We start from the raw sequence: 19,272 nt of genomic DNA on the forward strand, positions 1-19,272 counted from the left end.
TAGTCTGTCCGTGCTGTGACAATCATCGGGAGGGCAGGATATCCCGCCCCTGGTTGTTATAATTAGTTCAGTGCTTTGTCGTTAGGTGATTTGAACAGCGCTTTCATGTCGTCCGACAGCTCGAAGTTGAGGTTAAGATTTTTTGGCGGAATAGGGTTTTTGAACCATTTGTCAAACCACTTCTCCGCTTCGCCAGAGGTCTGAGCCTGGGCGACGGTTTCATCAACCAGCGCCTTGAACGTCGGATCGTCCTTCCGCAGCATGCAGCCATAGGCTTCCTTCGACTGCGGGGTGCCGACGATTTCCCAGTTATCCGGTTTCTTCGCCTTGGCGCGTTCGCCAGCCAGCAGGGCATCATCCATCATAAAGGCCACGGCGCGTCCGCTCTCCAGGGTGCGGAAAGAGTCGCCATGATCTTTGGCGCTGATAATGCGCATATTCATTTTTTTCTCATCGTTCAGCTTATGCAGCAGGATCTCTGAGGTGGTTCCGGAGGTGACGACGACCGCTTTATCCTTCAGGTCCGGGAAATCTTTGATCGGACCGCCTTTCTTCACCAGCAGACGGGTACCGACCACGAAGATGGTATCGGAGAAGGCCGCCTGTTTCTGGCGCTCAAGGTTGTTGGTGGTTGAGCCGCACTCGAAATCAAAGGTGCCATTCTGCAGCAACGGGATACGGTTCTGCGAGGTGACCGGGATCAGTTTGACCTGCAGATCGGGTTTGTTCAGTTTTTTCTTGATGGCATCGACGATGGCGTTGGAATAATCCTGAGAGTAGCCCACAACCTTCTGCTGGTTATCGTAGTAAGAGAACGGGACCGAAGATTCACGATGGCCGACAACGATAACCCCGTTTTTGGCGATCTTATCCAGGGTGTTCTGGCCAGCCGCCGGGGCAGCATCTTCCGCCTGCGCCAGACCAGCGGTCATTCCCATTACCAGCATTGCCGTGGCCAGTTTACGTAATTGCATATCCAACTCCTTATCCGCAGCGTCAGCGACGCTATTGATACCCATTGTGATTGTGTGTGTTGTTATTGGGGGCACGCATCCACGTGCCGCATTTGTATGTGTTTGTTAGCATTTAGTTTGGCTTAATGTAAAGATTTTGCTGCTTTATTGTTTATTTTTGCGAAGCGCTCCGCACCAATCGGAGGCAAATATCTTCCATTGCACCAAAATAGCGCGACCACCGATCGTTTCTGGTGCAACCCGGTTGCACTGGGTCGGACGATGCCGCTACCAGGTTAAATAAAGCAATGACTGTGCCAGAGTGGCAGATGATGGGAAGAAAAAGCCGGCGACGGGCGTCGCCGGCGGAGAAACTTATCGGCGACGCTGGCGCAGGCTCATCAGCAGCGCGGCGAAACCAAACAGCGCCGTCAGCGCCCATAGCGGCCAGTTGCCGGTGCGGGCGTAAGGGGTTAAGCCGCTGGTGGGGGTCACGGTGGTGGTCAACACCTCGCGGGTAAACTGCGGGATCATCTTCTGGATCTCGCCGCGCGGGCCGATCACCGCAGTAATGCCGTTGTTGGTGCTGCGCAGCAGCGGGCGGGCCAGCTCCAGGGCCCGCATTCGCGCCATCTGGAAGTGTTGCCACGGGCCGATGGACTTGCCGAACCAGGCGTCGTTCGAGATGGTCAGCAGGAAGTCGGTGTCCGGCCGGAAGTTATCCCGCACCTGTTCCCCGAGGATGATCTCGTAGCAGATGGCCGCGGTCAGCTTCAGGTTATGCGCCATCAGCTGCGGCTGCACGTAGGGGCCGCGGCTGAAGGAGGACATCGGCAGGGCAAAGAACGGCGCCAGCGGGCGTAGAATCGACTCCAGCGGTACAAACTCGCCGAACGGCACCAGATGGTTCTTGTTGTAGCGGTTGGTCGAGTCGTAGCGGTACGGGTTATCTTTGCCGAGAGTAATGATGGTGTTGTAGGTATCGTAACGGTTCTGCTTGTTGAGACGCGCATCGACAATGCCGGTGATCAGCGAGCTGTCTTTTGCGCGCAGCAGATCGTCCATCATGCTGAGGAACTGCTGCTGGTTGATCTCCAGATCCGGGATGGCCGATTCAGGCCAGATAATCAGCTGCGAGTGGCCGATATGCGGCTGGGTCAGCGCCAGGTAGGTTTTCAGGGTATTGACCAGCTGCTTTTCGTCCCATTTCATGGCCTGTGGGATATCGCCTTGCACCAGCGAGACCTGGGTCGCGCGCGCCGGCAGCAGCTGATACCACTGGATATAGCGCAGCGGGAACGGCAGGGCGAACAGCAGCGCGGCAATCGCCAGCGGCTTCCAGTTGCGCTGGACGAGGGCCAGGGCCAGCAGGCCGCTGACTACCATCAGCAGGAAGTTAATCGCCTCGACGCCCATCACCGGCGCGAGGCCTTTCAGCGGGCCGTCAATCTGGCTGTAGCCGAACTGTAGCCACGGAAAGCCGGTCAGCACCCAGCCGCGCAGGAACTCGGTGATTTGCCAGACGACAGGGGCAGCGATAGCCATCCGTATCCAGTTAGTTTTAGGCCACAGACGGGCGAGCAGGCCGGCAAACAGGCCGGTGTAGAGCGAGAGATAGGCCGCCAGCAGAACGACGAGGAAGACGTTAACCGGGCCGGGCATTCCGCCAAACTGAGCGATGCTGACATAGACCCAGTTGATACCCGTGCCGAACAGCCCGAGTCCCCAGAAATAGCCGATCCCGGCGCTTTGCAGCGGGCGTCGGTTGAGGGTTAACGCCTGCAGACCGATCAGCGAAACGATAGCCGCTGGCCAGAAGACATAAGGTGAAAAAGCCAGCGTTCCGCTGGCTCCAAACAACAGCGCCAGCAACAGACGTATGCGCTGGCGTTCAAGAAGAGAGGCAAATACCATTTAGGTTAATCGTCCCGTTAATTAACGCCTGCTGCTACAGGCTATTCTTTTTGCCAGCCGGACGCGGGGCACCTACAACCGTGTATGACTCGCGGTCTCCCGGCTGGCCATTTCAGCGCTACCGCTTACTCTTCCAGCTTCGGCTGGGGAGCGTCATCGGGCAGCTTTACATGCACCTGAATGATACGACGACTATCTGCCATTGCTACCTTGAATTGGTAACCATCAATGTCGATAGATTCGCCGCGGGCCGGCAGATGGCCGAAGGCCTGCATCACCAGCCCGCCAATGGTATCCACTTCTTCATCGCTAAAGTGCGTGTCGAAGGCGTCGTTGAAGTCTTCGATGGAGGCCAGGGCGCGCACCGTCCAGGTGTGGCGGCTCAGCTGGCGGAAATCGATATCTTCTTCTTCGTCGTACTCGTCTTCAATTTCCCCGACGATGAGCTCAAGGATATCCTCGATGGTCACCAGGCCAGAGACGCCGCCGAATTCGTCAATAACGATCGCCATATGATAGCGCTGTGAGCGAAACTCTTTCAGCATGCGGTCGACCCGCTTGCTTTCCGGGACGACAACCGCCGGCCGTAACACTTTTTCCATGCTGAAGGCTTCGGCGTCGCTGCGCATAAACGGCAGCAGATCCTTGGCCATCAGAATCCCTTCGATGTGATCTTTATCTTCACTGATGACCGGGAAACGCGAGTGGGCGGATTCGATGATGACATCCAGGCACTCGTCCAGCGTCTGGTTGCGTTTCAGGGTTATCATTTGTGAACGGGGGATCATAATGTCGCGGACCCGCTGGTCGGCGATATCCATTACCCCTTCGAGCATGTCACGCGTATCTTCATCGATAAGGTCGTTTTGCCCGGAATCACGGATCAGCGCCAGCAGTTCATCGCGGTTTTTCGGTTCCCCGTGAAAAAGCTGGCTGAGTAACAGGGAGAAAAATCCCTTTTTGCTGTTTACTGTGTCACTACTGTGTGAATTGTCGTCGCTCATGGCGTCGTTTGGGTTCTCATGTTGATTTAACTGTCGCTCGTCGCGCGTAAACTCAGCGCCGGACGGCATGGGTTGCCTGACTTTCTGGCAGGTAAAACGCAGAAACAGCGGCCGGATGAGGCGCAAGCACCGCCATCCGGCTGGGCGCTATTCCGCAATCTTCTCGGAAATGTACGGGTCCTCATAGCCCAGAGCAAGCATTATCTCTGTTTCAAGGCCTTCCATCTCTTCCGCTTCGTCGTCTTCGATATGATCGTAGCCCAGCAGATGCAGGCTACCGTGCACCACCATATGCGCCCAGTGCGCCTCCAGCGGCTTACCTTGCTCGCTGGCTTCCTGCTCTACCACCTGACGGCAGATGATCAGATCGCCGAGCAGCGGCATTTCAATTCCCGGCGGCGCTTCAAACGGGAAGGAGAGGACGTTGGTCGGCTTATCCTTGCCGCGATAGGTCAGGTTCAGCTCATGGCTTTCTGCAACGTCGACCAGACGAATCGTTAACTCTGACTCCTCCTGAAACGGCGGAATGACGGCGTCGACCCAGCGTTGAAAAAGGGCTTCGTCCGGCAGGCCGCTGGTCTCTTCGCAGGCCAGCTGTAAATCGAGGATCACCTGACTCATTTTTGCTCCTGTTCCTGGGCTTCGCGTTTGCGCTCGGCGGCCAGCTCTGCTTTACGTTTCTGGTCTGCGGCTTCCCATGCCTCATAGGCGTTCACGATGCGGGCGACCACCGGATGGCGCACCACGTCTTCGCTATGGAAGAAGTTAAAGCTGATCTCATCGACTTCCGCCAGTACTTCGATGGCATGGCGCAGACCGGATTTGGTGCTGCGTGGCAGGTCAATCTGCGTGATGTCGCCGGTGATCACCGCCTTGGAGTTAAAGCCGATGCGGGTCAGGAACATCTTCATCTGTTCGATGGTGGTGTTCTGGCTTTCATCAAGAATGATAAAGGCGTCATTCAGCGTCCGTCCGCGCATATAGGCCAGCGGGGCCACTTCGATGACGTTACGCTCAATCAGCTTCTCCACTTTCTCAAAGCCGAGCATCTCAAACAGCGCGTCATACAGCGGGCGCAGATACGGGTCGACCTTCTGGCTCAGATCGCCGGGCAGGAAGCCGAGCTTTTCGCCTGCCTCGACGGCCGGACGGGTCAGCAGAATACGGCGGATCTCCTGGCGCTCCAGCGCATCGACCGCCGCCGCCACCGCCAGATAGGTTTTACCCGTACCCGCCGGACCCACGCCGAAAGTGATGTCGTGATCGAGGATATTGGCGATGTACTGCGCCTGGTTCGGCGTACGCGGTTTGATTACCCCACGCTTGGTCTTGATATTGACGGCTTTACCGTACTCAGGCACGCTTTCGGCGCTCTGCTCCAGTACGCGCGCTTCCTTGATCGCCAGGTGGATCTGCTCTGGTTCAATATCCTGAATCTGACCGCGCATTGGCGCTGTGTCGACATACAGGCTGCGCAGAATATCGGCGGCAGCGTGCACGCACAGGGCGCGACCGGTCAGCTTAAAGTGATTGTCACGGCGGTTGATCTCAATGCCTAACCGACGCTCCAGCTGTTTAATGTTGTCGTCAAACGGGCCGCACAGGGCTAACAGGCGTGCGTTATCCGCTGGCTCCAGGGTAATCTCACGAGTGTCTATGTTCAAACTATTCCTCTTTACGCAGGTGGCCGGACGCGGCGCGTGGCCGGCTAATCAGGAAATTATTTACGTCACAGGAAAATGGCGCAAGCATTGCTGTAGATATAGGGACGGAGAGAGGAATTACAAGGCCTGCCGGAACCGACAGGCCTGAAGGGATCATGGCTGGTAAATTCCCACGCCAAGATCGTTCTCTTTACGGGTGCGGGCAATCACTGATTCGGGTGATTCAGCGATACGCAGACCCATCTCCGCTTCGGTGCGCACGATTTTACCGCGCAGCGAGTTGGTATATACATCGACGATTTCGACATCGACAAACTTACCGACGAGGTCCGGGGTACCTTCGAAGTTGACCACCCGGTTATTCTCCGTACGTCCGGAGAGCTCCATGATGTTCTTACGCGAGGTGCCTTCCACCAGGATGCGCTGTACCGTGCCGAGCATGCGACGGCTCCAGGCCATCGCCTGCTGGTTAATGCGTTCCTGCAGGATATACAGACGCTGTTTTTTGTCCGCCTCCGGCACGTCGTCGACCATATCGGCCGCCGGGGTGCCCGGGCGAGCGGAGAAGATAAAGCTGTAGCTCATATCGAAATTGACGTCGGCGATGAGCTTCATGGTCTTTTCGAAATCTTCCGTGGTTTCGCCGGGGAAGCCGACGATAAAGTCGGAGCTTATCTGAATATCCGGGCGCGCTTCACGCAGCTTGCGAATAATCGCTTTATACTCCAGCGCGGTATGGGTGCGTCCCATCAGGTTCAGCACACGGTCGGAGCCACTCTGCACCGGCAGGTGCAGGAAACTCACCAGCTCCGGCGTATCGCGATAAACGTCGATGATATCGTCGGTAAATTCGATCGGGTGGCTGGTGGTGAAGCGAATGCGGTCGATGCCGTCGATGGCGGCGACCAGGCGCAGCAGGTCGGCAAAGCTGCCGGTGGTGCCGTCGTAATTCTCACCGCGCCAGGCGTTAACGTTCTGCCCCAGCAGATTGACCTCACGCACGCCCTGCGCCGCCAGCTGGGCGATTTCAAACAGGATATCGTCGCACGGACGGCTAACTTCTTCTCCGCGGGTATACGGCACCACGCAGTAGGTGCAGTATTTATTGCAACCTTCCATAATCGAGACAAAGGCGGTCGGCCCTTCGGCGCGCGGCTCTGGCAGGCGATCGAATTTTTCAATTTCCGGGAAGCTGATATCAACTACCGGACTGCGGTTGCCGCGCACGGAGTTAATCATCTCCGGCAGGCGGTGCAGGGTTTGCGGCCCGAAAATAATATCGACATAGTGCGCGCGCTGGCGAATATGGTCGCCTTCCTGGGAAGCCACGCAGCCGCCGACGCCAATAATCAGGTCCGGGTTCTTCTCTTTCAGCAGCTTCCAACGGCCAAGCTGATGGAAAACTTTTTCCTGGGCCTTCTCACGAATTGAGCAGGTATTGAGCAACAGCACATCTGCTTCTTCCGCCACTTCGGTCAGTTGATACCCATGTGTCGCATCCAGCAGATCGGCCATCTTTGATGAATCATACTCGTTCATCTGACAGCCCCAGGTTTTAATATGGAGTTTTTTTGTCATTGACTTGCTCATGCTCAGTAATAGATATCCAAAACGCGGGGATATATACAGGGTGAATTTCGCATTCCAGGGCGCGTATTGTAATGCTTTGGTCGCCCCCTGACCAGTGCGAGCGTTATCGCCGCAAGAGGGCGAAAAATCCGGTAAACTTAACGGATTCTGCTTTAAGGATAATAGCCATGACAATTCACGTAACAGATGTCGCCATCGTGGGCGGCGGCATGGTCGGCGGCGCCCTGGCGTTAGGGCTGGCGCAACAGGGATTTACCGTGACGGTGCTTGAGAAAGTGGCGCCACCGGCGTTCGATCCGGCATCCGCCCCGGATGTGCGGATCTCGGCGATCAGCGCGGCTTCGGTTGGCCTGCTGAAGAGTCTCGGCGTCTGGGATGCCATACGGGCGATGCGCGTCCATGCTTATCGCCGTCTGGAGACCTGGGAGTGGGAGAGCGCGCACGTCGCCTTCGACGCCGCGGAGCTCAAGCTGCCGGAGCTGGGCTATATGGTCGAGAACAAGGTTCTGCAATGGGGCCTGTGGCAAGCGCTGGCGGCGCATGAGGCGGTTACCCTGCGCGTCGGTAGCGAACTGAAAACGATGCAGCGCGGCGAGACGCAGACGGCGTTGCATTTGCGCGAGGGGGAGACGATCCACGCCCGGCTGGTTATCGGCGCCGACGGCGCTAACTCCCAGGTGCGGGAGATGGCCGGCATCGGCGTGCACGCCTGGCAATATCAGCAGTCCTGTATGCTGATCAGCGTCGAATGCGCCGACGATCCCGGCGACAGCACCTGGCAGCAGTTTACTCCCAGCGGCCCACGCGCCTTCCTGCCGCTGTTCGACCACTGGGCCTCGCTGGTCTGGTACGACGCCCCGGCGCGGATCCGTCAGCTGCAGAGCATGACCATGGCGCAGCTCCAGCAGGAGATCGCCAGTCACTTTCCGGCGCGGCTGGGACGGGTGACGCCGCAGGCGGCCGGCGCCTTCCCGCTCACCCGGCGTCATGCGCTGCAGTATGTTCAGCCCGGCCTGGCGCTGGTGGGCGATGCGGCGCACACCATTCATCCACTGGCGGGGCAGGGGGTTAATCTTGGCTATCGTGATGTCGATGCCCTGCTGGAGATCCTGGCGGAAGCGCGCGGCCGCGGCGAAGACTGGGCCAGCCTGCCGGTGCTGAAGCGCTACCAGGCGCGGCGGCGAGCGGATAATTTTATCATGCAGTCGGGGATGGACCTCTTTTATGCCGGTTTCAGCAATGACCTGGCGCCGGTGCGGATGCTGCGTAATATTGGCCTGATGGCGGCTGAACGCGCCGGGGTGCTGAAGCGTCAGGCGCTGAAGTATGCCTTAGGCTTGTAAAACCGGCTTCCCGGGCAGGGGCGTAGCGGAGAGCGCCTGCCCGGCAGTCAGTACGGAGTAAGCATGTCAGGACGCCAATAGCAAAAAAGCCCACCGAAGTGAGCTTTTTTGCATTGAAATGGCTGGGGTACGAGGATTCGAACCTCGGAATGCCGGAATCAGAATCCGGTGCCTTACCGCTTGGCGATACCCCAACAAATTGTTTGCGGATTTATCGATGCGTATCGATACGTCCAGAATTTGGTGGCTACGACGGGATTCGAACCTGTGACCCCATCATTATGAGTGATGTGCTCTAACCAGCTGAGCTACGTAGCCATCTTTTTTTCGCGTAACCTTATCGGCGTTGCGGGGCGCATTATGCGTATTGGGCCTGCGAGCGTCAACCTCTTTTTCAAGGAAAATCGTTGTAATGTGACTGTTTGGTTAGGTTGCGAACAGCTCGCTGGAATATTCGGCAATTATTGGTTATTTATCGTTTTTCAGCGGTATAAATCCGGCAAAAAGAAAACGGACCCCGGAGGGTCCGTTTTGCGTTTCACCGCCCGTCTGGGCTTATTTGTAAGCCGACTGGTGGACACCGACCGCGCGGCCTGATGGATCGTTCATGGTTTTGAACGCTTCATCCCACTCAATGGCTTTCGCTGAAGAGCAGGCCACCGACGGACCGCCAGGGACGCACTCCGCCGCGCTCGGCAGCGGGAACAGCTCTTCGAAGATCTCGCGGTACAAATAGCCTTCTTTGGAGGTCGGCGTGTTGTACGGGAAGCGGAAGCTTGCGGTTTCCAGTTGCTGGTCGCTGATCTGTTTGGCGGCCACTTCTTTCAGGGTATCGATCCAGCTGTAGCCGACGCCGTCAGAGAACTGCTCCTTCTGGCGCCAGGCGACGCTGGCCGGCAGGTAGGATTCAAAGCATTCGCGCAGAATGTGTTTTTCCATTTTGCCGTTGCCGCACATCTTATCCTGCGGGTTAATGCGCATCGCGACGTCGAGGAACTTCTTGTCGAGGAACGGCACGCGGGCCTCCACGCCCCAGGCGGACATCGCTTTGTTGGCGCGGGCGCAGTCAAACATATGCAGCGCCTGCAGCTTACGCACCGTCTCTTCGTGCAGTTCTTTGGCGTTCGGCGCCTTATGGAAGTAGAGGTAGCCGCCGAACACTTCGTCCGAACCTTCGCCGGAAAGCACCATTTTGATGCCCATGGCTTTAATTTTCCGCGACATCAGGTACATCGGCGTCGAGGCGCGAATAGTGGTCACATCGTAGGTTTCGATGTGATAGATAACGTCGCGGATGGCATCCAGCCCTTCCTGGACGGTAAAGTGAATTTCGTGGTGCACGGTGCCGAGGTGGTTGGCCACCTCCTGCGCCGCTTTCAGGTCAGGAGAGCCTTCCAGACCGACCGCGAAAGAGTGCAGCTGCGGCCACCAGGCTTCGCTACGCTCCTGATCTTCGACGCGACGGGCGGCGAATTTCTTGGTGATAGCCGAGATGACCGATGAATCAAGACCGCCGGAGAGCAGCACGCCGTAAGGCACGTCGGACATCAGGTGGCTTTTCACCGACTCTTCCAGCGCCTGGCGCAGCTCGTTCTTATCGGTAACGTTGTCTTTCACCGCGTCGTAATCAAACCAGTCGCGCTGATAATACTGGCGGATTTCGCCGTCTTTGCTCCACAGGTAGCTGCCCGCCGGGAACTCTTTAATGGTGCGGCATACTGGCACCAGCGCTTTCATTTCGGAGGCGACATAGAAGTTGCCGTGTTCGTCATGGCCCATATACAGCGGGATAATGCCGATATGGTCGCGGCCAATTAAGTACGCGTCTTTTTCGCTGTCGTACAGGGCGAAGGCGAACATTCCCTGCAGATCGTCGAGGAACTCCGGGCCTTTTTCCTGATACAGCGCGAGGATCACTTCGCAGTCGGAACCGGTCTGGAACTGGTAGCGATCGCCATACTCCGCGCGCAGCGCCTGGTGGTTGTAGATCTCGCCGTTAACGGCCAGCGCATGGGTTTTTTCGGCGTTGTACAGCGGCTGGGCCCCGGCGTTGACGTCGACAATCGACAGGCGCTCGTGCGCCAGAATCGCTTTGTCGCTGGCATATACGCCAGACCAGTCCGGACCGCGGTGGCGCATCAGGCGGGAAAGCTCCAGCGCCTTTTTACGCAGCTCGCCTGCGTCAGTTTTAATATCCAGTACGCCAAAAATAGAACACATAGCCTTCTCCATTACCCTGTCGTGTTTGATGTTGTGCTGGCTTCGTCTCGTGGCGAAGCCTGAGTGCGTGCTTAAGAAAATGCCGTAAAGGGGGAGCAGGCGCAAGGGTTTTGCGGCCGGAAAAAGAAAAAACGCAACCGTGATTGTTGAACAGTGAAAAAAGAGTATCTTTTGAACGGCTTTATTGAGGAATTCGTATTTATAGGCCGTTTTTATTAGATGGGGTAATTCTGATGGCCGCTAGAAATGAAAAACCACGTCCTGCGACGTGGTTGGCATCAGAAAATATCGATTTCCGCGACGGAAGGGTAAATCCACGACGGGCGGAACGGCATGCTGTCGATGTCGTCGAGGGTGGAGACGCCGGAGAGCACCAAAATAGTCTCCAGCCCCGCCTGGAAACCGGCCAGTATATCGGTGCGCAGGTTATCGCCGACGATCACCGTCTGCTCGGAGTGAGCCTGCATTTTATTCAGTGCTGAACGGATGATCCACGGGCTGGGTTTGCCGACGTAAAACGGCTTACGGCCGGAGATCTTCTCGATCCCGGCGCACAACGCGCCGCAGGCAGGGTAGAAGCCGCGACCGTGCGTATCCGGGTTAGTGGCAATGAAGCGGGCGCCGTTGGCGACGAAGAAGGCGGCCTTATGCATCATTTCCCAGTTAAAGGAGCGAGTTTCTCCGACGATGACAAAATCCGGGTTCACATCGGTAATGGTAAAGCCGGCTTTGTACAGCTCGTGGATCAGCGCCCCTTCTCCCACCACGTAGGCTTTTTTGCCTTCCTGGCGACGCAGAAAATCGGCGGTGGCCATCGCTGAGGTGTAAAAGGCGCTATCCGGAACATCAATTCCAGCGGTGGCGAAACGGTTCGCCAGATCCTGGCCGGTTTGCGACGGGTAGTTGGTCAGCATTACCAGCGGCATGCCTTTATCGAGGATGCGCTTGATAAACTCGGCTGCGCCGGGAACGGCGACGTTATCGTGCATCAGTACGCCGTCAATATCACAAATTATGTTTTGAATGGTCATGGTGGGTCCAGAATCATTAACAAAGACGAAACTATACGCGTCATCGATGAGGTTTCACACCTCTGACGGGCGAGGCCCGCCCGTATCAAGGTGACGCGCTATCAGAAAAGGGGCGATTAGCTCTCAAGCAAACGCTGCAGCAGCGTGCCATTGAGCATGGCGCGTTTGACCAGCGCGAAGGCGCCGATTGCAGAGCGGTGATCGAGGGTGGAGCGCACCACCGGCAGGTTCTTACGAAACGCCTTAAGCGCCTGGGCGTTAATGCAGCCTTCGATGGCCGGAAGAAGGACCTTTTCAGCTTCCACTATTTCGCCGGCGACGACGATTTTTTGTGGGTTGAACAGGTTAATGGCGATGGCGATCGTTTTCCCGAGGTGGCGCCCCACGTACTCAATCACCTCGCAGGCCAGGGCATCGCCCTTGTTGGCCGCTTTGCAGATAGTTTTGATCGTGCAGTCATCCGGCGTCAGACGGCTCTGGTAGCCCTGCTCCAGCAGGTGGCGAACCCGCTGTTCAATGGCGGCATTGGCCGCGACGGTCTCCAGACAGCCGAAGTTGCCGCAGTGGCAGCGTTCGCCCAGCGGGTCGACCTGAATATGGCCAATTTCGCCGACGTTGCCGTTGCGGCCGATAAAAATGCGCCCGTTGGAGATAATCCCCGCCCCGGTACCGCGGTGCACGCGCACCAGAATGGAGTCTTCGCAATCCTGGCTTGCGCCAAAATAGTGCTCGGCCAGCGCCAGGCTGCGGATATCGTGGCCAACAAAGCAGGTAACATTGAAGCGTTTCTCCAGCGCCCCGACCAGGCCCCAGTTTTCCACCGCAATGTGCGGCATATAGCGGATCACGCCGCTTTCCGGGTCGACGAGGCCCGGCAGGATCACTGAGATAGCGATCAGCTCTCGAATTTTGCGCTGACAGTTTTCGATAAAGGTGGCGATGATATTCAGCAGGGCGTGTTCCAGCGTTTCCTGGGTGCGCTCGGGCAGCGGGAAGTGCTCCTCTTCCAGGGGCTTGCTGCTTAAATCATACAGGGTCAGAGTGGCGTCATAGCGGCCAAGCCGCACGCCGATGGCGTTGAAGTTGCGAGTTTCTGCGATGATAGAGATAGCGCGGCGGCCACCGGTGGAGGCCTGCTGATCGACTTCTTTGATCAGGCCGCGCTCAATAAGCTGACGCGTGATTTTGGTCACGCTGGCAGGGGCAAGCTGGCTTTGTTCGGCTATCTGAATGCGCGAGATGGGCCCATGCTGGTCAATCAGGCGGTACACGGCCGCGCTGTTCAGTTGTTTTACGAGGTCAACGTTACCAATTTGAGCTTGTCCGCCTGCTGTCATACTTTTACTTACTCAGTGACGACCTCGTTACCATTAACGATGGTCTTGGTGATTTTATAATCGCGTGTAAAGGCGGTCAGGTTAGCGACCATGCCCGGCGCAATGCTGCCGAGCTGCTTGTCCACGCCGATAGCGCGCGCAGGATAGAGCGTCGCCATGCGCAATACTTCGTCCAGTGCCACGCCGCAATGCTCAACCAGATTACGCACCCCTTCAATCATGGTCAGCGAAGATCCGCTGAGGGTGCCGTTTTCATCTACGCACAGCCCATTGCGGTAGTATATTGTTTTCCCGGCAAAAATGAACTGGTCAATATTCGCCCCCGCCGGCGCGGTGGCGTCGGTGACCAGGCACAGCTTGTCGCCTTTCAGGCGCTTGGCGTTGCGCACGTTGGCGTAATCGACGTGCATCCCGTCGACGATGATACCGCAGTAGACATCCGGCTCGTCAAAAATCGCCCCGGCAAGACCCGGTTCGCGGCCGGTAATGTACGGCATCGCATTATACAGGTGGGTGGCGAAGGTAATGCCCGCGCGGAAGCCGACTTTCGCCTCTTTCAGCGTAGCGTTGGAGTGGCCCGCGGAGACAACGATCCCGGCGGCGACCAGTTTGCGGATCACTTCTGGCTCAACGCGCTCAGGGGCGAGGGTCACTTTGGTGATCACATCGGCGTTGTCGCACAGGAAATCGACCAGCGCCGCGTCCGGTTTACGCACGTAGTCCGGATTGTGGGTGCCTTTCTTAACGATATTCAGCCACGGCCCTTCGAGATGCAGGCCCAGCGCCTGGTTCGGATGTTTTTGCAGATATTCGCGCATCACGCGCACGCCTTGCTTCATCAGATCGTCGCTGGAGGTAATCAGCGTCGGCAGGAAGCTGGTGCAGCCTGAGCGTTCGTTGGCCTTCTGCATGATCTCCAGCGTTTCGACAGTGACCGCCTCTGGGCTGTCGTTAAACTGCACGCCGCCGCAGCCGTTGAGCTGGACGTCGATAAAACCGGGGGCGATTATTGCGCCGTTGACTGAGCGCTGCTCGATGTCAGACGGCAAATCTGCCAGCGGACAAAGACGTTCGATAAAGCCATTAGCGATAACAACCGCATGGTCATCGAGAATTTCATGACCGGTATAAACCCGGCCCTGGGTTAATGCATACATTACGACCCCCGGTATATACGCCTCATCAGGTCAGCGTTCGTTCGTTTGCCGCCGACATGATGGTGCGTACAAAGAAAAAGATGATCCCGCGCCAGGGCGCGGGAAGGACTACATTACAGACCTTTAATATTTTCAGCTTCTAATTCGTTGAAATATTTCAGCGTCTTCACTTTCAGCTCCATGGTGGACGGTTCGTCGCAGACGATCACCGCCTTCGGATGCAGCTGCAGACAGGTAATAGTCCACATGTGGTTGACGTTACCTTCTACCGCCGCCTGCAGCGCCAGCGCTTTCTGATGACCCAGCACCAGAATCATCACTTCTTCTGCGTCCAGCAGGGTGCCCACACCGACGGTCAGCGCATATTTCGGCACCAGATCCACATCGCCGTCGAAGAAGCGGGAGTTCGCTACGCGGGTTTCATGGGTCAGGGTCTTAATACGGGTGCGGGACGCCAGAGAAGAGGCCGGTTCGTTAAACGCGATATGACCATCGTTGCCCACGCCGCCCATGAACAGGTGGATTTTACCGTAGGAACGAATTTTTTCTTCATAGCGACGGCATTCCGCATCGATGTCCGGCGCGTTACCATTCAGCAGGTTGATATTTTCTGCCGGAATATCAACGTGGTCAAAGAAATTACGGTGCATAAAGCTATGATAGCTTTCCGGATGCTCTTTCGGCAGGCCAACGTATTCATCCATGTTAAAGGTGACGACGTGCTTGAAGCTAACCTGGCCTGCTTTATGCATTTCAACCAGCGCCTTGTAGGCGGTCAGCGGGGTACCACCGGTTGGCAGACCCAGGACGAACGGACGGTCCGCGGTTGGTTTAAATGCATTAATGCGGTTAACGATATGGCGGGCAGCCCATTTACCGACCTGCTCAGCGGTTACCAGGGGAATCAGTCTCATTCTTCACCTCTATAGTCAAAGTAGATTCTGGCGGATTGGCGCCAGCACTCTAAGGAGAGTATTGCAGCAACTGCGCCGACCGGGGTCAATCCGTGTTGATTTTTTGAATGATAAAATAAGTTTTCGTTGTTAGCCAGTGCAAGGGAGGAGGGAATACGATATTTGGTGACAATTATCACAAAAAATACCCATTTAATTTGCGATACGAATTAATTTTTCACACACTTTGCCGGTAAGTGATAAAACCGACCTTGTTACACAATAAAAAAGTGGCTTTGAAATGAGCCTCATCGGGGTCTCATAGGGGGAATAAGATGAATATTTTAGGTTTCTTTCAGCGACTGGGTAGGGCGTTGCAGCTCCCTATCGCAGTGCTGCCGGTCGCGGCATTGCTGCTGCGTTTCGGGCAACCAGACCTGTTGAATGTACCCTTCATCGCGCAAGCGGGTGGGGCGATCTTCGATAATCTGGCGCTGATCTTCGCAATTGGTGTGGCATCAAGCTGGTCCAAGGATAACGCCGGTTCTGCGGCGCTGGCCGGTGCGGTAGGGTATTTCGTGATGACCAAAGCGATGGTCACCATCAACCCGGAAATCAATATGGGCGTGCTGGCCGGTATCATTACCGGTCTGGTGGCAGGGGCGGTATACAACCGCTGGGCCGGCATCAAGCTGCCGGACTTCCTGAGCTTCTTCGGCGGCAAACGCTTCGTGCCGATCGCCACCGGCTTCTTCTGTCTGATCCTCGCGGCGATCTTCGGCTACGTCTGGCCGCCGGTGCAGCACGCTATCCACTCTGGCGGCGAATGGATCGTCTCCGCAGGGGCGCTGGGTTCCGGTATCTTTGGTTTCATCAACCGTCTGCTGATCCCAACCGGTCTGCATCAGGTGCTGAACACCATCGCCTGGTTCCAGATTGGTGAGTTCACTAACGCCGCTGGCGCTGTGTTCCACGGCGACATCAACCGCTTCTACGCCGGCGACGGCACCGCGGGGATGTTCATGTCCGGCTTCTTCCCAATCATGATGTTTGGTCTGCCGGGTGCGGCGCTGGCGATGTATCTGGCGGCGCCGAAAGCGCGTCGTCCGATGGTCGGCGGTATGCTGCTGTCCGTGGCCATCACCGCGTTCCTGACCGGGGTAACCGAGCCGCTGGAATTCCTGTTCATGTTCCTGGCTCCGCTGCTGTACCTCCTGCATGCGGTGCTGACCGGTATCAGCCTGTTCATCGCAACGGCGCTCGGGATCCATGCGGGCTTCTCCTTCTCCGCAGGTGCAATTGACTACGTGCTGATGTACAGCCTGCCGGCCGCCAGCAAAAACGTCTGGATGCTGCTGGTGATGGGCGTGGTGTTCTTCTTCGTCTACTTCCTGCTGTTCAGCGCGGTGATCCGCATGTTCAACCTGAAAACGCCGGGTCGTGAAGACAAAGCCGCTGACGTGGTAACGGAAGAAGCCAACAGCAACACTGAAGAGGGGCTGACCCAGCTGGCGACCAGCTATATCGCCGCGGTGGGCGGAACGGACAACCTGAAAGCCATTGACGCCTGTATCACCCGTCTGCGTCTGACCGTGGGCGATTCGGCGAAGGTGAACGACGCCGCCTGTAAACGTCTCGGCGCGTCCGGGGTGGTGAAACTGAATAAGCAAACCATCCAGGTTATCGTCGGTGCGAAAGCAGAGTCTATCGGCGATGAGATGAAAAAAGTGGTTACCCGCGGCCCGGTAGCGGCAGCCCCGATAGGCGCGCAAACAGCCGCACCGGCTGGCAACGTCGCCACCGCAGCGCCCGCGGCTAAACCGCAGGCGGTAGCGAACGCGAAGACCGTTGAGTCGCTGGTTTCGCCGATTACCGGTGACGTGGTGGCCCTCGAGCAGGTGCCGGACGAAGCCTTCGCCAGCAAAGCCGTTGGCGACGGGATCGCGGTGAAACCGACCAGCAACATCGTGGTGGCCCCGGCCGCAGGTACCGTGGTGAAAATTTTCAACACTAACCACGCGTTCTGCCTCGAAACCAACAACGGTGCGGAAATCGTCGTTCACATGGGTATCGACACTGTGGCGCTGGAAGGCAAGGGCTTCAAACGTCTGGTTGAAGAGGGCACGGACGTGAAGGCGGGTGAGCCGATTCTGGAAATGGATCTGGACTTCCTCAACGCCAACGCGCGCTCAATGATCAGTCCGGTCGTCTGCAGCAACAGCGATGACTACAGCGCGCTGGTGATACTGGCGAGCGGTAAGGTCGTTGCTGGCCAGACGCCGCTGTATGAGATTAAAGGCAAGTAAGGCTCCTGAGTCGAGTTTTTGCCTCAGCGGCGAAGGGAAACCTTCGCCGCTTTTTTTTCCAGCAATCGGCCCCATAATCCTCTTCTGATACCTATTTTACGTAACTAATAGTTGTCACTACGCCCTGCTTGTAAGATCATGTGCCGTTATACGTTGTTTACGCTTTGAGGAACCCGTGATGAGTGAGGCAGAAGCCCGCCCGACTAACTTTATCCGTCAGATTATTGATGAAGATCTGGCTACCGGTAAACATACCACCGTTCACACTCGCTTCCCGCCGGAGCCGAACGGTTATCTGCACATTGGCCATGCAAAATCCATCTGCCTGAACTTCGGCATCGCCCAGGATTATCAGGGCCAATGCAACCTGCGTTTCGATGACACCAACCCGGTGAAAGAAGATATCGAATACGTTGAGTCGATTAAAAACGACGTGCAGTGGTTAGGTTTCCACTGGTCCGGGGACGTATGCTACTCGTCTGATTATTTCGATCAGCTGCATCAGTATGCGGTTGAGCTGATCAACAAAGGTCTGGCCTATGTTGATGAACTCTCTCCTGATGAAATTCGCGAATACCGCGGCACCCTGAAAGCGCCGGGTAAAAACAGCCCGTATCGCGACCGCAGCGTGGAAGAGAACCTGGCGCTGTTTGAAAAAATGCGCAGCGGCGGCTTCGAAGAAGGCAAAGCCTGCTTGCGCGCGAAGATCGATATGGCGTCGCCGTTTATCGTGATGCGCGATCCGGTGCTGTACCGCATTAAGTTCGCTGAGCATCATCAGACTGGCAACAAGTGGTGCATCTACCCGATGTACGACTTCACCCACTGCATCAGCGATGCGCTGGAAGGCATTACCCACTCGCTGTGTACCCTGGAGTTCCAGGACAACCGCCGCCTGTACGATTGGGTGCTGGACAACATCAGCATCCCGGTGCATCCGCGTCAGTACGAATTCTCGCGCCTGAATCTCGAATACACCGTGATGTCCAAGCGTAAGCTGAACCAGCTGGTGACTGAGAAGCACGTGGAAGGCTGGGACGACCCGCGTATGCCGACCATCTCCGGTCTGCGTCGTCGCGGCTACACCGCCGAATCCATCCGCGAGTTCTGCAAGCGCATCGGCGTGACCAAGCAGGACAACACCATCGAGATGGCGTCGCTGGAGTCCTGCATTCGTGAAGATCTGAACGAAAACGCCCCGCGCGCGATGGCGGTGATCGATCCGGTGAAACTGGTTATCGAGAACTATCCGCAGGGCGAAAGCGAAATGGTGGTGATGCCGAACCATCCGAACAAGCCGGAAATGGGCAGTCGTGAAGTGCCGTTCAGCGCCGAAATCTGGATCGATCGCGCGGACTTCCGCGAAGAAGCCAACAAACAGTACAAGCGTCTGGTGCTGGGTAAAGAAGTGCGTCTGCGCAACGCCTACGTCATCAAAGCGGAACGCGTGGAGAAAGATGCCGAAGGCAATATTACCACCATCTTCTGCACCTACGATGCCGACACCCTGAGCAAAGACCCGGCCGACGGCCGCAAGGTCAAAGGCGTGATCCATTGGGTAAGCGCGGCGCATGCGCTGCCGGTAGAGATCCGTCTCTACGATCGTCTGTTCAGCGTGCCAAACCCGGGCGCGGCGGACGATTTCCTCGCGGTAATCAACCCGGAATCGCTGGTGATCAAACAGGGGTACGCGGAGCCGAGCCTGGCGCAGGCCGAAGCCGGTAAAGCTTACCAGTTTGAGCGTGAAGGCTATTTCTGCCTCGACAGCCGCTATGCAACCGCAACCAATCTGGTGTTCAACCGCACCGTCGGGCTGCGTGATACCTGGGCGAAAGCGGGCGAATAACATTTCTTTTCTGT

Annotated in this window: 14 protein-coding genes and 2 tRNA genes; 3 read left to right on the forward strand and 13 right to left on the reverse strand. The window is 56.9% G+C overall.

From position 1 onward, the window contains the following. Positions 1-62: 62 nt before the first annotated feature. The 6 genes from BHE81_RS19395 to miaB all read right to left on the reverse strand — a co-directional run bounded on the left by BHE81_RS19395 (position 63) and on the right by miaB (position 7,113). Positions 63-974 (reverse strand): amino acid ABC transporter substrate-binding protein, encoded by a 912-nt coding sequence (locus tag BHE81_RS19395; protein WP_002894712.1) that lies wholly within the window; start codon positions 972-974, stop codon positions 63-65. 354 nt (positions 975-1,328) lie between these two features. Further along, positions 1,329-2,867 (reverse strand): apolipoprotein N-acyltransferase, encoded by a 1,539-nt coding sequence (gene lnt, locus BHE81_RS19400; RefSeq protein WP_149888820.1) that lies wholly within the window; start codon positions 2,865-2,867, stop codon positions 1,329-1,331. A 125-nt stretch (positions 2,868-2,992) separates the two neighbouring features. After that, positions 2,993-3,871 carry a CNNM family magnesium/cobalt transport protein CorC gene (corC, locus tag BHE81_RS19405; RefSeq protein ID WP_004197606.1) on the reverse strand — a complete coding sequence of 293 codons (879 nt, stop codon included), beginning with the start codon at positions 3,869-3,871 and terminating at the stop codon, positions 2,993-2,995. A gap of 147 nt (positions 3,872-4,018) precedes the next feature. Continuing rightward, positions 4,019-4,492 (reverse strand): rRNA maturation RNase YbeY, encoded by a 474-nt coding sequence (gene ybeY / locus BHE81_RS19410; protein ID WP_002894722.1) that lies wholly within the window; start codon positions 4,490-4,492, stop codon positions 4,019-4,021. After that, the gene (locus BHE81_RS19415) at positions 4,489-5,535 is read right to left on the reverse strand and encodes a PhoH family protein (protein WP_004176871.1); all 1,047 of its coding nucleotides are present in this window, start codon (positions 5,533-5,535) and stop codon (positions 4,489-4,491) included. The genes ybeY and BHE81_RS19415 overlap by 4 nt, the downstream gene beginning before the upstream one ends. A gap of 153 nt (positions 5,536-5,688) precedes the next feature. Beyond that, entirely contained in the window at positions 5,689-7,113 is a 1,425-nt protein-coding gene (miaB, locus tag BHE81_RS19420) for a tRNA (N6-isopentenyl adenosine(37)-C2)-methylthiotransferase MiaB (RefSeq protein ID WP_002894730.1), read from the reverse strand. Between the two features lie 179 nt (positions 7,114-7,292). Here miaB and ubiF point away from each other — a divergent pair, with 179 nt between their 5' ends. Continuing rightward, the gene (gene ubiF / locus BHE81_RS19425; protein ID WP_020802204.1) at positions 7,293-8,468 is read left to right on the forward strand and encodes a 3-demethoxyubiquinol 3-hydroxylase; all 1,176 of its coding nucleotides are present in this window, start codon (positions 7,293-7,295) and stop codon (positions 8,466-8,468) included. A 119-nt stretch (positions 8,469-8,587) separates the two neighbouring features. On the opposite strand, the gene BHE81_RS19430 is transcribed toward ubiF, so the two are convergent. From BHE81_RS19430 to nagB, 7 genes are all read right to left on the reverse strand, one after another. Beyond that, positions 8,588-8,662: transfer RNA gene (locus tag BHE81_RS19430), tRNA-Gln, on the reverse strand. Between the two features lie 47 nt (positions 8,663-8,709). Next, positions 8,710-8,786: transfer RNA gene (locus BHE81_RS19435), tRNA-Met, on the reverse strand. A gap of 237 nt (positions 8,787-9,023) precedes the next feature. Continuing rightward, the gene (asnB, locus tag BHE81_RS19445; protein ID WP_002894734.1) at positions 9,024-10,688 is read right to left on the reverse strand and encodes an asparagine synthase B; all 1,665 of its coding nucleotides are present in this window, start codon (positions 10,686-10,688) and stop codon (positions 9,024-9,026) included. Between the two features lie 278 nt (positions 10,689-10,966). Next, entirely contained in the window at positions 10,967-11,719 is a 753-nt protein-coding gene (locus tag BHE81_RS19450; protein ID WP_002894738.1) for an HAD-IIA family hydrolase, read from the reverse strand. A gap of 116 nt (positions 11,720-11,835) precedes the next feature. Further along, positions 11,836-13,056 (reverse strand): DNA-binding transcriptional regulator NagC, encoded by a 1,221-nt coding sequence (gene nagC, locus BHE81_RS19455; RefSeq protein WP_004179041.1) that lies wholly within the window; start codon positions 13,054-13,056, stop codon positions 11,836-11,838. Between the two features lie 8 nt (positions 13,057-13,064). Continuing rightward, positions 13,065-14,213: an N-acetylglucosamine-6-phosphate deacetylase gene (nagA, locus tag BHE81_RS19460; RefSeq protein ID WP_002894747.1), complete on the reverse strand. Its 1,149-nt coding sequence runs from the start codon at positions 14,211-14,213 to the stop codon at positions 13,065-13,067. 113 nt (positions 14,214-14,326) lie between these two features. Then, positions 14,327-15,127, reverse strand: coding sequence for a glucosamine-6-phosphate deaminase (gene nagB, locus BHE81_RS19465; RefSeq protein WP_002894749.1), 801 nt, complete (start codon positions 15,125-15,127; stop codon positions 14,327-14,329). A 314-nt stretch (positions 15,128-15,441) separates the two neighbouring features. On the opposite strand from nagB, the gene nagE reads away from it, so the two are divergent. Together nagE and glnS are read left to right on the forward strand one after the other, a co-directional pair. After that, positions 15,442-17,412, forward strand: coding sequence for a PTS N-acetyl glucosamine transporter subunit IIABC (nagE, locus tag BHE81_RS19475; RefSeq protein WP_149888821.1), 1,971 nt, complete (start codon positions 15,442-15,444; stop codon positions 17,410-17,412). A 178-nt stretch (positions 17,413-17,590) separates the two neighbouring features. After that, positions 17,591-19,258 carry a glutamine--tRNA ligase gene (gene glnS / locus BHE81_RS19480; RefSeq protein ID WP_002894753.1) on the forward strand — a complete coding sequence of 556 codons (1,668 nt, stop codon included), beginning with the start codon at positions 17,591-17,593 and terminating at the stop codon, positions 19,256-19,258. Positions 19,259-19,272 lie beyond the last annotated feature (14 nt).

This window comes from Klebsiella sp. AqSCr (assembly GCF_008452795.1).
Lineage (GTDB): Bacteria > Pseudomonadota > Gammaproteobacteria > Enterobacterales > Enterobacteriaceae > Klebsiella > Klebsiella pneumoniae.